General features: G+C 72.2%; 14 protein-coding genes. 6 read left to right on the plus strand and 8 right to left on the minus strand.

What is annotated here, in order from left to right:
* Window positions 1-42 precede the first annotated feature (42 nt).
* Both CIW48_RS26810 and CIW48_RS26815 read left to right on the plus strand, forming a co-directional pair.
* Window positions 43-453 carry a hypothetical protein gene (locus CIW48_RS26810; protein ID WP_091785638.1) on the plus strand — a complete coding sequence of 137 codons (411 nt, stop codon included), beginning with the start codon at window positions 43-45 and terminating at the stop codon, window positions 451-453.
* Complete coding sequence (locus CIW48_RS26815; protein ID WP_091785636.1) at window positions 450-920, plus strand: hypothetical protein; 471 nt, start codon at window positions 450-452, stop codon at window positions 918-920. Before CIW48_RS26810 ends, CIW48_RS26815 begins: the two co-directional genes overlap by 4 nt.
* 14 nt (window positions 921-934) lie before the next feature.
* Here CIW48_RS26815 and CIW48_RS26820 read toward each other — a convergent pair whose 3' ends face one another.
* Window positions 935-2,212, minus strand: coding sequence for an FAD-binding oxidoreductase (locus CIW48_RS26820; protein WP_149313476.1), 1,278 nt, complete (start codon window positions 2,210-2,212; stop codon window positions 935-937).
* A 148-nt stretch (window positions 2,213-2,360) separates the two neighbouring features.
* On the opposite strand from CIW48_RS26820, the gene CIW48_RS26825 reads away from it, so the two are divergent.
* Window positions 2,361-3,701, plus strand: coding sequence for a glutamate--tRNA ligase (locus CIW48_RS26825; protein ID WP_149313477.1), 1,341 nt, complete (start codon window positions 2,361-2,363; stop codon window positions 3,699-3,701).
* 1 nt (window position 3,702) lies between these two features.
* On the opposite strand, the gene CIW48_RS26830 is transcribed toward CIW48_RS26825, so the two are convergent.
* From CIW48_RS26830 to CIW48_RS26850, 5 genes are all read right to left on the minus strand, one after another.
* Complete coding sequence (locus CIW48_RS26830; protein ID WP_091785626.1) at window positions 3,703-4,989, minus strand: hemolysin family protein; 1,287 nt, start codon at window positions 4,987-4,989, stop codon at window positions 3,703-3,705.
* An 88-nt stretch (window positions 4,990-5,077) separates the two neighbouring features.
* Window positions 5,078-5,854, minus strand: coding sequence for a class I SAM-dependent methyltransferase (locus tag CIW48_RS26835; RefSeq protein ID WP_149313478.1), 777 nt, complete (start codon window positions 5,852-5,854; stop codon window positions 5,078-5,080).
* Between the two features lie 15 nt (window positions 5,855-5,869).
* Window positions 5,870-7,078 carry an MFS transporter gene (locus tag CIW48_RS26840; protein ID WP_149313479.1) on the minus strand — a complete coding sequence of 403 codons (1,209 nt, stop codon included), beginning with the start codon at window positions 7,076-7,078 and terminating at the stop codon, window positions 5,870-5,872.
* 91 nt (window positions 7,079-7,169) lie between these two features.
* Window positions 7,170-9,200, minus strand: coding sequence for an OmpA family protein (locus CIW48_RS26845; RefSeq protein ID WP_149313480.1), 2,031 nt, complete (start codon window positions 9,198-9,200; stop codon window positions 7,170-7,172).
* Window positions 9,201-9,278: 78 nt separating this feature from the next.
* A complete protein-coding gene (locus CIW48_RS26850; RefSeq protein WP_149313481.1) occupies window positions 9,279-10,346 on the minus strand; it encodes a DUF2865 domain-containing protein in 1,068 nt (355 codons plus the stop codon).
* A 159-nt stretch (window positions 10,347-10,505) separates the two neighbouring features.
* Between CIW48_RS26850 and CIW48_RS26855 the strand changes: the two genes are divergently transcribed.
* Window positions 10,506-11,018, plus strand: coding sequence for a CreA family protein (locus CIW48_RS26855; protein WP_091785614.1), 513 nt, complete (start codon window positions 10,506-10,508; stop codon window positions 11,016-11,018).
* A 55-nt stretch (window positions 11,019-11,073) separates the two neighbouring features.
* On the opposite strand, the gene CIW48_RS26860 is transcribed toward CIW48_RS26855, so the two are convergent.
* Entirely contained in the window at window positions 11,074-11,421 is a 348-nt protein-coding gene (locus CIW48_RS26860) for a hypothetical protein (RefSeq protein ID WP_149313482.1), read from the minus strand.
* A gap of 310 nt (window positions 11,422-11,731) precedes the next feature.
* On the opposite strand from CIW48_RS26860, the gene cysS reads away from it, so the two are divergent.
* Together cysS and CIW48_RS26870 are read left to right on the plus strand one after the other, a co-directional pair.
* On the plus strand, window positions 11,732-13,129 hold the full coding sequence (gene cysS, locus CIW48_RS26865) for a cysteine--tRNA ligase (RefSeq protein WP_149313483.1): 1,398 nt from the start codon (window positions 11,732-11,734) through the stop codon (window positions 13,127-13,129).
* A 170-nt stretch (window positions 13,130-13,299) separates the two neighbouring features.
* Entirely contained in the window at window positions 13,300-14,016 is a 717-nt protein-coding gene (locus CIW48_RS26870) for a trypsin-like serine protease (protein ID WP_246695432.1), read from the plus strand.
* Between the two features lie 82 nt (window positions 14,017-14,098).
* Here CIW48_RS26870 and CIW48_RS26875 read toward each other — a convergent pair.
* Window positions 14,099-14,252: helix-turn-helix domain-containing protein (locus tag CIW48_RS26875; protein ID WP_149313485.1), on the minus strand; the 154-nt coding region annotated here is incomplete at its 5' end.

The raw sequence follows: 14,252 nt of genomic DNA on the forward strand, positions 1-14,252 counted from the left end.
GGCTCGCACCAATTCCACGCGCAGGCGTGGCCGGAGAACCGCATGAGACTCGCTCGGATCGCGCTCGCCGTCGGCGCGGTGGCGCTCGCGCTCGCCGGCTGTAGCGAGCCGAAGCCGGGGCCTGCCGGTCCTCCGGGCGCGAAGGGGGATCGCGGCCCCCAGGGGCCGCCCGGCCCGTCGGGTCTGAACGGAGCGACCGGCGCCCGCGGTCCCACCGGCGAGACGGGCCCGGCCGGACCGCCGGGGCCGCCCGGGCCGGCGATGAACAACCAGGTACGCCTCGACGTGGCCTGCCGCCGTGACGAGGAATTGATTGGCGCCTATTGCCGGGGCATGGCCGTTCTGCCGTCCGTGACCGTGACGGACGGTGTGTCCACGGTCGGCTGCCTCGACATGACCGCCAAGGCCGCCAAGGATGCCCAGCCCGTCGCGGTCTGCATGAAGAAGCCATGAGACTCCTCGTCCCCGCTCTCCTGGCCGCGCTGGTTTCCGGCACCGCCTGTGCGCAACCCTTCGTGCCGACCGAGCGGGTGGCGATCGACCTCGTGCGCGACCGGCGCACCGCCGGCTTCACCACCGTGGCCCGGACGCTGGCCTATGCCGAGCGCGTGACCGGGGGTGCCTTCCGGCTCGGCGGTTACCAGGTCGATTATCGCCCGGACGCGCCCTTTGCGCGGGTGAGGATCTGCTATCGCCTGGGGATCGACCCGCCGACCTGCGGCCTCGATTACCGCGTCGCGGTGAGTCCCGCCCATGTCGAGCCGGCCGACCGCTATAACGGTCTGACGCGCGATCTCGAGCATGGCCCGCAGGCCTTCCTGCGGGCCCTCGCCCGGGAGGCTGATCTCCAGCGCCAGCCGGACTTCCTGCGGAAGGTCCAGGCGGTGCTCGACCCGTTCGATCCCTACGACTGGCGCTGAGGCCGGACGCACGTTCAGGGCAGCCGCGGCCAGGCCAGGAGCCGATCGGGCGCGAAGGCTGCGACCGGAACAGGGGGTGTCCGGCCGGTGGCAAGGTCGGCGATGACCTCTCCGGTGATCGGGCCGGTGGACAGGCCGATATGGCCGTGGCCGAAGGCGAAGAGCAGGCCCTCGTGCCGCGGCGCCCGGCCGATCACCGGCATTCCGTCGGGGGTCGAGGGACGGGAGCCGAGCCACGGCTCGTTGTCCAGGGGCCCTCCGAGCCGAAGGGTCCCGGCCGCTTCCCGTGACGCCGCCTCGATCTGGGTATGGTCGGGTGCGGCATTGCGGGCGTTCAGTTCCACGCCTGACAGGACCCGCACCCGGTGATCGCCCATCGGCGACAGGATGGAACCGGCCCCGGTGTCGAGGACCGGCCGGGTCAGCGGCGGGCTCTCCGGATGCAGGGCGTAGTGCCGGTGGTAGCCGCGCTCGGCCGCCACTGCGAACCGGTAGCCGAGGGTCCGGGCGATCGCCCCCGAAGCTGCGCCGGCCGCCAGCACGACCTGGCGGGCCCGGACCGTGCCGCCGTCATGGGCGACACGCCATCCGCCGGCCTCGGGCTCGAGGCGGGTGACGCTGCCTCGCAGGCGGCGGCCGCCGAGGCCGGCGAACAGGGCCTCGCAGGCCTCGATGAGCCGGCCGGGCTCGCGCACCGAGCCGGTTTCGGTGAGCAGCATCGCCCGCGCATAGGGCCGCACCAGGGCCGGCTCGAGGGCGTGCAGGGCCGCCGTGTCGAGGATGTCGAAGGCGACCCCGTGCCCCGACAGGATCTCGCGCTCCAGGGCGGCGGCTCCGAAGGCCGCCTCGCTGCGATAGGCCTTGATCCAGCCGGTCCGCTGAAGCCGGTCGGTGGTCCCGGCCCGGGCCGCCAGCCGCTCATGGGCCGGATAGGCCGCACTCGTCAGCGGCAGCAGCGCGGCCGCGGCGCGGCGCCAGCGGGAGGCGCGCGCGGCGGCCAGGAAATGCGCCGTGTAGGGGATGATCCGCGGGAGATGCGCGTAGTTCAGGCGCAGGCCGCGGTCGGCATTGCGCAGGTAGGCCGGGAGCTTGCCCCAGAGGGCCGGGCTCGACATCGGCAGGATCGAGCCGCGGCTGACCACGCCGGCATTGCCGTAGGAGGTCCGCGCCCGCGCCTCGCCGGGATCCAGCAGGACGACATCGAGCCCGCGGTCCCTCAGGGCGATGGCGCTGGCGAGCCCGACCATCCCGCCGCCGACCACCACGATGTCGGCCGTCCCGTCCGTCGCCATGCCGCTCACATCCCGCACCGCACAAAGTTCGTCCTTCTGGCGGGTTTTGGCCGCCCTGGGTAGCGGCTCTCCGCAGATCGGCGCATCGGGCGACTGCCGACGCGAAGTCCCGCGCACAATCCCGCGGAGATCGGTTAGAGAGCGGGCCATGACTCTCGTCCGCTTCGCACCCTCGCCGACCGGCTATCTCCACATCGGCAATGCCCGGCCGGCCCTGCTCAACGCCCTGTTCGCCCGCCGCACGGGCGGCCGTTTCCTGCTGCGCCTCGACGATACTGACGCGGAGCGCTCCACGGAGGCCTTCGCCGAGGCGATCGGCGAGGATCTCGGGTGGCTCGGCATCGTGCCCGACCTGTTCGCCCGGCAGAGCGCCCGCAAGGCGCAGCACGATGCGGCGGCCGATCGCCTGCGCGCCGCGGGCCGGCTCTATCCCTGCTACGAGACGCCGGAGGAGCTCGAGCGCCGCCGCAGGCGCCAGCTCGGGCGGGGCCAGCCGCCGATCTACGACCGGGCGGCGCTGAAGCTCACCGCCGAGGAGCGCGCGGCGCTCGAAGCGGAGGGCCGCCGGCCGCATTGGCGCTTCCTGCTTGAGGCGCGCACCGTAACCTGGGACGATCTCGTCCGCGGTCCGGCCCATGTCGATTGCGCGTCGCTGTCGGATCCGGTGCTGATCCGCGCCGACGGCAGCTATCTCTACACGCTGCCCTCGGTGGTGGACGATGCCGATCTCGGCATCACCCACGTCATCCGCGGCGAGGACCACGTCACCAATACCGGCGTGCAGGTGCAGATCTTCGAGGCACTGGACGCGGCCGTTCCGGTCTTCGGTCACCACAACCTGCTGACGACCGCGGACGGCGAGGGGCTGTCGAAGCGGCTCGGCCACCTGTCGCTGCGCGGCCTGCGCGAGGCCGGCTACGAGCCCGCCGCGGTGCGCTCGCTGGCGGTGCTGACCGGCTCGGCCGAATCGGTGCGGGCGGTGCCCGACCTCGACACCCTCGCTGGGCTCGTCGATCTCGGCGAGATCTCGCGCGCTCCGGCCCGGTTCGACCCGGCCGAACTCGACGGCCTTAATGCGCGCCTGATCCACGCCATGCCGTACGCGGAGGCGGCCGCACGTCTCGCCGCCCTCGGGATCCCGGCGGACCGGGCTGAGGCCTTCTGGCTCGCGGTGCGGGCCAATCTCGGCCGCGTCCCGGAGGCGGCCGATTGGTGGCGGGTCGTCACCGGCCCCGTCGAGCCCGTGCTCACCGAGCCGGCGGTGATCGCGGCCGCCCGCGAGACCCTGCCGCCCGAGCCGTTCGGCCCGGAGACCTGGAAGGCGTGGACGACCGAGATCCGGAACCGCACCGGCGCCAAGGGGCGCGGCCTGTTCATGCCGCTCCGCCTCGCGCTGACCGGTCTGGAGCACGGACCGGATCTGGCCGGCCTGCTGCCGCTGATCGGGCGGGCGGGCGCGGCGCGACGCCTCTCCGGCGAGACCCCCTGAGCTACTCGGCCTCGACCTCCGCGAGCCGGGTCGCCAGCAGCTTGTCGACGCGCCGGCCATCGAGGTCCACGACCTCGAAGCGCCAGCCGGCGATCTCGCAGCTCTCGCCGGTCTCCGGCAGGTGCTGGAGAACCGCGATGACGAGGCCGGCCGCCGTCGCGTAGTCGCGCGAGGGCGGGAGCCGCAGGCCGAGCTGGTCCGCCAGCTCGTCGGCCGGCATCGAGCCGGCGATCAGCCACGACCCGTCCGCGCGGCGCACCGCGTCCGGCTCCGTATCCTCGGCTGGGAACGCGCCCGCGATGGCATCGAGGATGTCGGCGGGAGTCACGAGGCCGTCGAAATGGCCGTACTCGTCGTGCACCAGCGCCATGGGCACCGGGGCCCTGCGCAGCACCTCCAGGGCCACGAGGGCGTCGACCGTATCGGGCAGCACGGGCGCCTTGCGGACCTGCATACGCAGGTCGAGCGGCTCACCCCGGGACAGGGGGCCGATCAGGTCGCGCAGCTGGAGGATGCCGATCATCGCGTCGGGGCCGCCATCCGCGACGGGCAGGCGGGCATACGGGCTTTCGAGGACCCGCGCCCGGTTGGTCTCCGGATCATCGGCGAGGTCGATCCAGACCACGTCGGTACGGGGCGTCATCACGCCGCGCACCAGCCGGTCGCCGAGGCGCAGCACGCCGGAGATCATCGCCCGCTCGTCGCCCTCGATGACGCCGGCGGTCTCGGCCTCGGCCACGAGGCTGCGGATCTCCTCCTCGGTCACCGCGCTGGCGCTCTGAGTCTCCTGGCCGATCAGCCGGAACACCGCGCGCGTCGAGGCGTCGAGGAGCCACACGGCCGGCAGCGCCGCCCGCGAGACCACGCGCATGCCGGGGGCCACCGCGCAGGCGATCCGCTCCGGGTCGCGCAGGGCGAGGTGTTTCGGCACCAACTCGCCGATGATCACCGACAGGTAGGTGATCACGCCGATCACCAAAGTGTAGCCCAGCGTGTCGGCCCAGCCCTTGCTCAGGCCGAGGTCGATCAGCACCAGCGCGAGGCGGTCTCCGAGCGCCGCACCCGAGACCACGCCGGACAGGATGCCGATCAGGGTTATGCCGATCTGGACGGTGGACAGGAACCGCCCCGGCTCCTCTGCAAGCGCCAGGGCTGCCTTGGCGCCGGCGCGGTGCTCCTCGGCCAGGGCGCGCAGCCGGCTCCGGCGTGCCGAAACCACGGCCAACTCCGACAGCGAGAAGACGCCGTTGAGCGCGATCAGCAGGACGACGACGACGAGTTCGATCAGGCCGGATCATTGAGCCGCGACCCCGCCGGGCGGGGGCGGCTTCCTCTGGTGAAGCGGATCCGCAACATGGGGGCACGCGCCCGACCGTTCAACGGCCAAGCCTGGGGCGGCCCTCGATCAGCGCCGAATCGAGCAGGAAGCTGCCATCCGCCTCGATGCCGAAATGGGCGGTCACCTCCGCGGGCGCGGCGGCCTGGAGCGCCCGGATCGCTGCGACATGGGGCTCGGGCGTGCGCATGCGGGCGATCCAGCTCGTGAATTCCATCCGCGGCCGGCTCGTCGTCACGGCGCCGGGGTCGAAGCCCGCCATCTCCAGCAGGATGCGCCATTCCGAGACCCGGTAGTCGCGCACATGCGAGGGGTCGCGCAGCAGTTCCACGGCTTGCAGGTGCGTGTCCAGCAGCGGATCCTCGGGCGCGACGATGTCGCTGACGACGAGGAGGCCGTCCGGCCGGATCACCCGCCGCGCTTCCGCCAGCGCCGCCGGCACGTCGCGCCAATGGTGGGCGCTGTAGCGGGTCAGGACCACGTCGAAGGCCGCGTCCGGGAAGGGGAGGGACTCGGCGCCGCCCTGCCGGATCTCGATCCGGTCGAGACCCCGGCGGGACGCTTCGGCGGAGACTGCCGCCAGCATCTCGGCCGACAGGTCGTAGGCCGTCACCGCGGCCCCGGCCGCCGCGGCCGTGAAGGCGACATGGCCGCCGCCGCAGCCGAGATCGAGCACCCGCGCATCCGGCCGCGCGCGGATCAGCGCGCCGATCCGGTCGAGGTCGGCACCGGCGGCGTGGACGGCGCTGGTCACGTAGGCGGAGGCCTGCGCTCCGAACTGGTCGACGACCTGTCGGGCGTGGCTGCGCGCGCTCATGGGTGTCTCTCCGTTTCAGGTTGCGAGTGGCGGTAGGCGGGACAGTCGCAGGGCGACGATCAGCGCCAGACCGTACAAGCCGGCCACGAACAGCACCACGCCCGTCCACCCGGAATGCACGAAGAACCAGCCGCCCGCGGTTCCGAGCACCGACGAGCCCAGATAGTACAGGCTGAGATAGATCGCGGAGGCCTGCGCCCGGTTGCGGGTGGCCCGCCGCCCGACCCAGCTGCTCGCCACCGAATGGGCGCCGAAGAATCCGATCGTCGTGACCACGATGCCGGCGATGATCAGCAGGAGGTGATCCGAAAGCGTCATCACGATGCCGGCGAGCCCGACGCCCGTGGCAAGCCACAGGACGCGGCGGCGGCCGAAGCGGCTCGCCAGTTCGCCGGTGACGGGGCTGCTGACCATCCCGGCGAGGTAGACGGAGAAGATCAGGCCGATGACGGCTTGGCTGAGCGAGAAGGGCGGGTCGAGCAGGCGGAATCCGATGTAATTGTAGATACACACGAAGCCGCCCATCAGCAGGAACGCCTCGGCAAACAGCCAGGGCAGGCCGGCGTCGCGGAAATGGTGGGTGAAGCTGCCCGGCACCTCGCCCCAGGCCATACGGCGCGCCACGAAGCGGCGCGAGGGTGGCAGCGCCCCCCAGAATGCCAGCGCGGCGGCGAGCGCGAGGGCGCCGATCGTGGCGAGCCCGGCGCGCCAGCTCACGAAATCCGCCATGACGCCGCTGATCAGGCGGCCCGACATGCCGCCCAGCGCATTGCCGCCGACGAGCAGCCCCATCGACAAGCCGATGGCCCGGGCGTCCATTTCCTCGGCGAGGTAGGCCATGGCCACGGCGGGGAGGCCGCTAGCGGTCAGGCCGGTCAGCGCGCGCAGCGCCAGGAAGCCGTACCAGCCGGGGACCAGGGCGGCCACGATGGTGAGCAACGCCGAGGCGATCAGCGAGGCCAGCATCACGGGCTTGCGGCCCCAGATCTCCGAAAGCGGGCTGACGACCAGAAGGGCCATCGCCAGCAGGCCGCAGGGCAGCGAGAGCGCGAGGCTGCTCGCGGCCGGGGAGACGCCGAAATCCTCCGTGTAGATCGGCAGGAGCGGCTGGACCGCGTAGAGCACCGCGAAGGTCGAGAATCCGGCGGCCGCCAGGGCCAGCGCCGTGCGGCGGAAGACCGGTGTGCCCGACCGGATCAGGCCGTCATCCGCCTCGCTGTCCATCGTCGCCCTGCGCCGCGGTCCTCAACCGCTGGTGAGGCGCTGACGCCGAACCGTCAACCGCCGCGCAGGACATGCCTGCGCGGCGACGGCCTCAGCGCGGCGGCGGGGCCGCCTGACCCGGACTCTGTCCCTGCTGGAGCAGCGGGGTGATCCGCTGGACCACGACACGGCGATTCTCCCGTGACGGGCCCTGGGTGTTCACCTTGAGGTACTGCTCGCCGTAGCCCTGGGTGGTGAGGTTCTCCGGCGGCACACGAAATTGCTGCGTGAGAACGGTCGCTACCGACTGGGCGCGCCGGTCCGAGAGGGACAGGTTGTCGAGCGCGGCGCCGACCGCATCGGTGAAGCCCTCGATCAGGAAGACCTCCTGCGCGTTGGCCTGGATGGCGCGGTTCATCGCGGCGGCGATCACCGACAGCTTGGCCGCCTGATCGGGTGTGACGGTGAACGAGCCGGTGTCGAAGGTGATGGTGTTGATATCCACCGAGCGCAGCCGGGCCCGGAGATCCGGGCTGTAGCGGATCTGATCGAGGGTGTAGCGGCGGTCGATGGCGACCACCGGCGGTGCCGTCAGCGCCTCGTAGACCTCCGCCTCGTCGGCCTGGGCGTAATCGACGACGTAGCGGTCCCGCGGGATCCGGATTTCCGGGGGTGGCAGCACCACCACGTCCTCGTAGATCGGGCGGAGCGGCCCGGCATAGCTGTTGTCGATCAGCACGATCTCGCGGCCGTCGCGATAGCGGAGGTAGCGGCGCAGCAGCCGCCCGTCGTCGTTCGTCACGGTGATGACCTGCTCGCCGCCCGGCCGGTCGACGAAGCTGTAGAAGTCGGCACCCTGCCGCTCGAAACGGTAGCCGCGCGGATCGAGGGTGCGGAAGCGCTCGTTCTCGTCGTGGCGGATCAGGAAGCCGTCGCGGTCCTGCACGATGATGCGGCCCGGTTCCCGGTAATAGGTCCGGCCATCCTCCCTGAATTCGCGGCGATCCGTGCGGACCTGCTCGAAGTCGCGCACGGCGTCGGTCTGGCCGAAGCCGCCGGGGACGTAGCCCGGCTGACCCGGTCGGTTGAAGGCGCCGGGATCGGCCAGCCGGCCGGGGCCGCCCCCTTGTGCCTGTCCCGGCGGCATCCCGGGCTGCGGCCCGCCGGGCGGCGGGGCCTGACCGGGGGCGGGCGCCTGTCCCGGCGGCACGAACGGCCGTCCCGGAATGCCGGGTGCCATGTTGGGCGAAGCCGCCCGCCCGGGCTCAGCGCCGGGGGCGCCGTTCGGCTGAGCCTGCGGTCGCCCATCGGGCTGGGCGCCCTGAGGCTGGAACGGCCGTCCCGGAACGCCCGGAGCCATGTTGGGCGGCACCGGCCGGCCCGGCACGGCACCAGGGCCGGTATTCGGCTGAGTACGGTTCTCGGGCTGTCGGCTTTCGGGCTGCGCGTCGAGGCGCTGGGCCGGGCCCCCGGGCTCGGCAGGCGCCGCGCCCGGGGGCTTGGGGCGGTCTCCGGGCACGCCAGGTCCAGCCGGTCCGCCCGGACGCTGGCTTGGCGGCGCGCGATCCGGTGTCGTCCGGTCCGGTGCGGCATCACGCGGCGCGGGACGGTTCGATTGGGCGTCCGGACCCGGGCGGTCCCGGTCCGGTGCCTGGCGCTGCTGCGGAGGGGCCGGTGGCCGCTCAGGATCGGGGCGCGGTTGGGAGGGCAGCCGCTGATCCCGATCCGGCGCCTGCTGCCGCTCGGGTCCGGGCCGCGCCGGCGCCGGCCGCTCCTGAGCCGGAGGACGCGCCGCCGGCGGCTCAGGACGATGCTCCGGTGCGCGCTCCCGCGGGGGAGGCTCTGCCTGCGGCTGACGCTGGGCCGGGGGCTCGGGACGCTCGCGCGGCGGCGGCGCGGCGCGCTCCGGCCGGGGCTCGGGCCGCTCTCGCGCGGCCGGCGGGCCTGGCGGCGGACCGGGGCGCTCCTGCGGCGGCCGCTCCGGGCGCGGCCCACCGTGCGGAGGTTCGCCGCCGCGGGGACCGCGCTCGTCCGGCCCTCCCTGTGCCAACAGGATCCGGCCCGGTGCGGCGCTAGCGGGCTGAACGAGCGTAAGGCCAGGCAGCACCGTGCCGGCGAGGAGGATCAGGCGGAGCAGATGCATCGCTGTCTCGAGTCGGTTCAGGACGAGCCGAACCCGGGACACCCCATTTTGTTCCGGGCCGACGGGCCGGAACCGACGTCAGGGCGTGAGGCGCTGGGGCACCGCGATGACGTCGGGCGCGATGATGCGCACGGCAACGTGATCCGGCTTGGCGTCCGCCGTCGTCGCGCCGTCGGTCTTCCCGGCATCGTCGCGGCCGATGCCGCTGCCGCCCTTCGTGTCGACGCCCGCGCGGCCGGCCGCGTCGGCGGCGAGTTCCGCCGCAGTCCGGTCGGCCCGGCCGACGAGCGTCAGGCGCACCTTCGGCCGGGACAGGGCCTCGGCCTGCATCGGCGTGACGAAGATGTCGCCCTTGTGCCGGACCAGCATGCTCTCGGCCTTCGCGAGAGATTGTGCCCAGCTCTTGCCTTCCGGCTTGCAGGAGCAGTTCGGCACGAATTCCTTGCGGAATTTGAAGGCGTTGGCGAGATTCGTGTAGGCGCGGCTGCCCTTCGCCGAGGCGGCGTGCTTCAGGGCGTCGTCGCCGTACGGCATGGAATAGGCCTGCGCCTCGGTCCCCGGGCAAAGGGCCTGGCACATCTCGTCGGCACCGCCGCGGCCCTCGGGCAGATTCTTCAGAGGGAAGAAACCGCCGTCACAGGTGCGCACGCAGACCATCTGCGGGCCGCCCCGGCCATAAGTCTCGCCGGAGCCGGCATAGGTCTCGCGCGGCGGGCAGGTGGAGGCCACGAGCCCCTGGAGTTCGCGCTTGCGGGCGCCGCTGTCGTCGATTACGGCGCCGCCATAGGTGGCTTTGAGGGCGCGGATCCGCTGCTCCACCGCGCCGCATTGCGGTGGCCGCGTGTCGAAGAACAGGAACTTGCCGCCCTCGCAGTTGAGGCCACGGAAATAGGCCTCCAGCCGCCCGATCTCGTCGTTCAGCGCGCGGGTCGTACTGGCACCGCTCTGGAGTGAGGTCAGCTCGGCCCGGTAGCGCCGGCACTGGGGCGACGGCAGCTGCGGTGCCGGCCGCGCTTCGGCCGGCGGCGGGCCGGCCGCGGCCTCCTGCGCACTGACGGCGGAAGCGAGCGGATAGGACAGTCCGAGGGCCAGGGCCGCGCTCAGGATGAGGCGGCCGAGCGAACGGACGATCGGGCGGTGAGGCATAGGCTGCATCGCGTTGATCGGGGGCGCGGTGATCCGGAGAATCCAGGCCCGCGCGCATCCGCGCTTCGGAACCGAAGCGGGGCCATACTACGCCCCCTCGCAACACCGCGACACCCCTCCTACATGCGGCCGGCAAGCGTGAGGGGGAATTGGCTGGCGATGTTGTTTCGGAGTCTCACCTATGTTGGGCTTCTGGCGCTGGGCGTGGCGGCGGCCGGGCCGGCTTCGGCTCAGGAGCCGGACCGGATCTTCGACAAGTCGACGGTCTGGCGTCCGCTGACGCCCAACGACAAGCTCGTGGTCTACGGCGTCGACGATCCGGCGGTTTCGGGTGTGGCCTGCTGGTACACCCAGCCCGAGAAGGGCGGCATCAAGGGCACCCTGGGGCTGGCCGAGGATGTCTCGGACATCTCGCTGGCGTGCCGCCAGACCGGGCCGATCGCCTTCAAGGGCAAGCTCAGCCAGGGCGAGGTGGTGTTCAGCGAGCGGCGGTCGCTGATCTTCAAGTCGATGCAGATCGTCCGCGGCTGCGACGCGAAGCGCAATGCGCTGATCTACATGGTCTATTCGGACAAGGTCATTCAGGGCTCGCCGAAGAACTCGACCTCGGCGGTGCCGCTGGCGCCCTGGGGCACCGAGCCGGCGCAGAAATGTGCTGACTTCGTGAAGTGACCGGAGCGTTCCGGCGCCGGGGCCGGCTGCGGCCGGTACAGTCCTGGCAGGTGGTTCAGTCCTGGCAGGTGATCCGGATCGGGCGCTCGGACGGCGCCGGGACCGATTGGCTGATCGCGCCGGTATATTCGTCGGCGGCGGCCACGCCGTAGGAATTGGCGGCGGCGTAACCCTGCGCCTCGCACCAGGCGTTGGCGACCACTTGGCCACAGCTGCTGCCCGGCGTCGTCAGGCACTCGCCGACGCCGTAGCCATCGCTCGACGGGATCAGGAACGTCTTCTCGATATGGGCCGGCGCCTTCGCGGGCGTCTCGCCGTCGGTGCCGGCCCGCGCGACATGCGTCAGGCCTGCGCAGGCGAGAACGGTGGCGAGGGCAATGGAACCGGCGGCCGAGCGTCGCATGGATTGTCCTTGGGCACAGGATCTGTGGCGTGAGGATCGCGGCCCGGACGGTCCGACGGCGCGGTTAAGGAAGCCTTACCCGCATGGCGCGTAGGCCATCTCGAATTCCTCACGCTTTTGGGTTAGCCCCATCGCGCGGGCCGCGCCGTCGCCGCGATGCAACAGGGTGGCGTGGCGGGGTGTCCGGATCCGCCACGTTTCGGCCGTTCTTCGCCGCGCGAGGCCGGCAGGTCGTTGAAGGCAGAGCCGGTTTTCCGGCGACGGTGCGGCGCCGGGATCGAGCCGCGGCGCCGGGATGGGGATGAGTTTCATGGCGCCGATGTTGCGGCTCTACAACACGCTGACCGGTGCCAAGGAAGCCTTCGCCCCGATCGACCCGCAGCATGTCCGCCTCTACGCCTGCGGTCCGACCGTCTACGACGCCGCCCATATCGGCAACGCCCGGCCGATCATCGTCTTCGACCTGCTGTTCCGGCTGCTGCGCCACCTCTACGGGCCGGACCACGTCACCTACGCGCGCAACGTCACGGACGTGGACGACAAGATCAACGCCCGTGCGGCCGAGCGCGGCATCACCATCCGCGAACTCACGGATGGGACGCTGGCGCAGTTCCACCGCGACGTGCGCGAACTCGGCGTGCTGATGCCGGAGGACGTGAACGTGCCGGGCGCGCGGCCCCGCTTCGTCGAGCCCCGCGCCACCGACCACATCGCCGAGATGGTGACGATGATCGAGGCGCTGGTCCGGTCGGGGCATGCCTATGTGGCGGAGGACCACGTGCTGTTCGACGTGCCGTCGATGCCGGATTACGGCGGCCTTTCGAAGCGGCCCCTCGACGAGATGGAGGCCGGCGCCCGCGTCGAGGTCGCGCCCTACAAGCGCTCGCCGCTCGATTTCGTCCTGTGGAAGCCCGCCAAGCCCGGCGAGCCGTCCTGGCCGTCGCCGGCCGGTATTGCGGCGGCGGGCCGGCCGGGCTGGCACATCGAGTGCTCGGCCATGTCGGCCAAGCATCTCGGCCGGACCTTCGACATCCATGCCGGCGGCATCGACCTCATCTTCCCCCATCACGAGAACGAGGTGGCGCAGTCGCGCTGCTGCTTCGGCACGCCGGTGATGGCCAATGTCTGGCTGCACAACGGCTTCCTCCAGGTGGAGGGCGAGAAGATGTCGAAGTCGCTCGGCAATTTCATCACCATTCGCGACGTGCTGAACGACTGGCCGGGCGAGGTGGTGCGCCTCACCATGTTGAAGACCCAGTACCGGCAGCCGATCGACTGGACCCTGCGCGGCCTGGAGGAATCCAGCCGCGTGCTCGACCGCTGGTACAACGCCGCCGGCGACGCGCCGGCCGCACGCGACATGCCGGCCGGGGTGGTCGAGGCGCTCTGCGACGACCTCAACACGCCGGCGGCGATCAACGAGCTGCATCGGCTCGGGAGCGGCGCGGAGGCGGAGCCCGCCGCTTTGCGGGCCGGCGCGAACCTCCTCGGTTTCCTGACGCGCACCCGCAGCGACCGCGAGCAGGCTCAGGTCGCGGCCTCCGGTGTGGATGTCGCGGCGGTCGAGGCGCTGATCGCCGAGCGCCGCGCGGCCCGGGCCGCGAAGGATTGGGCCGCCTCCGACCGGGCCCGCGACGCGCTCGCCGCAATGGGCGTCGCCGTCAAGGACAACAAGGACGGTACCACCAGCTGGACCGTGGCCCGCTGATTGCTGCGCCGGCCGCCGCTGGCACGGTTGTGATGGCGGCCGCGTCCTCGCGGCCGCTTGCATGGCGCGGCCGGGGCGGCATCTGTGGTCCGGGGGCTCTGGCCGGGAAAGGGCAGCGTGTGAGCATCTTCGGGACCATCGGGGCAGGGCGCGCCACCGCGGCATCGGCCATGGCGTTCGGGCTCGGCCTGTCGGGGCCGGCGGCCGCGATCGACGGCGGATCGGCGGCCGGGCGGGACGCCCTGGCGCAGGCCACCGTCGCCATCGGCACGATCACGAAGCCCGAGGAGGCGCTGCGTCTCACCCGCTGCAGCGGCGTGCTCATCGCCCCGGATCTCGTACTCACCGCGGCCCATTGCGTGAACGGCGATCCGCTGGGCGCGCTGGTGGTGTTCTTCCGCGGCAGCGAGCCGGCGCGGCCGGTCTACGGGGCACGGGTCGCCGCCCGCTACAGTCCCGATCCGGGGGAGATGCTGCCGAACGAGACGTCGGGTGTCAGCCTCGCCGATCTCTCCCTCGACCTCGCGGTTTTGCGCCTGACCGAGCCGGTGCGCGACCGGCGGCCCGTGCCCTTGGCGGCCGATCCCGGCCGGGTCCCGAAGAGCCTGCGGATCGCCGGTGCCGGCCTGTCCGGGCGCGTTGTCGGACGGCTGCGCACCGCCACGCTGACGCCGGTCGCGGCCAGCAGCACCGGCCTGACCATCGCCCGGGCCAACGGCGCCCGGGTCTGTTTCGGCGATTCCGGCGGCCCGGTCGTCGCGCAGGATCGCCGCGGCACCTATATCTGGGGCGTGGCCAGCGCGGTGATCAGCCGGGCCGCGCCCTGCGGCGGCTACGTGGTGATCGCGCCCGCCGCACAGGTCTTCTCCGCGACCGGGATGCGGTGAGGCCCGCGGAGTCCGCCGGAATGCGAAAACCCCGCGCGGCCGGGCCGCACGGGGTTTTTCGGGAGACGGTCGGTCGGTCGGATCAGACGGCCATGCGCTCTTCGCCATCCATCGGCTCGCGCAGCACGTAGCCGCGGCCCCAGACGGTCTCGATGTAGTTCTTGCCCTGGCTGGCGTTGGCGAGCTTCTTGCGCAGCTTGCAGATGAACACGTCGATGATCTTCAGCTCCGGCTCG

The organism is Methylobacterium sp. P1-11, from assembly GCF_008329595.1.
In the GTDB taxonomy this organism is placed as follows: domain Bacteria; phylum Pseudomonadota; class Alphaproteobacteria; order Rhizobiales; family Beijerinckiaceae; genus Methylobacterium.

Coding starts and splice junctions, on each gene's coding strand:
- cysS (WP_149313483.1), top strand. CDS start 11,732: ATGGCGCCGATGTTGCGGCTCTACAACACGCTGACCGGTGCCAAGGAA.
- CIW48_RS26860 (WP_149313482.1), bottom strand. CDS start 11,421: ATGCGACGCTCGGCCGCCGGTTCCATTGCCCTCGCCACCGTTCTCGCC.
- CIW48_RS26845 (WP_149313480.1), bottom strand. CDS start 9,200: ATGCATCTGCTCCGCCTGATCCTCCTCGCCGGCACGGTGCTGCCTGGC.
- CIW48_RS26840 (WP_149313479.1), bottom strand. CDS start 7,078: ATGGACAGCGAGGCGGATGACGGCCTGATCCGGTCGGGCACACCGGTC.
- CIW48_RS26815 (WP_091785636.1), top strand. CDS start 450: ATGAGACTCCTCGTCCCCGCTCTCCTGGCCGCGCTGGTTTCCGGCACC.
- CIW48_RS26850 (WP_149313481.1), bottom strand. CDS start 10,346: ATGCCTCACCGCCCGATCGTCCGTTCGCTCGGCCGCCTCATCCTGAGC.
- CIW48_RS26835 (WP_149313478.1), bottom strand. CDS start 5,854: ATGAGCGCGCGCAGCCACGCCCGACAGGTCGTCGACCAGTTCGGAGCG.
- CIW48_RS26810 (WP_091785638.1), top strand. CDS start 43: ATGAGACTCGCTCGGATCGCGCTCGCCGTCGGCGCGGTGGCGCTCGCG.
- CIW48_RS26820 (WP_149313476.1), bottom strand. CDS start 2,212: ATGGCGACGGACGGGACGGCCGACATCGTGGTGGTCGGCGGCGGGATG.
- CIW48_RS26870 (WP_246695432.1), top strand. CDS start 13,300: ATGGCGTTCGGGCTCGGCCTGTCGGGGCCGGCGGCCGCGATCGACGGC.
- CIW48_RS26825 (WP_149313477.1), top strand. CDS start 2,361: ATGACTCTCGTCCGCTTCGCACCCTCGCCGACCGGCTATCTCCACATC.
- CIW48_RS26855 (WP_091785614.1), top strand. CDS start 10,506: ATGTTGTTTCGGAGTCTCACCTATGTTGGGCTTCTGGCGCTGGGCGTG.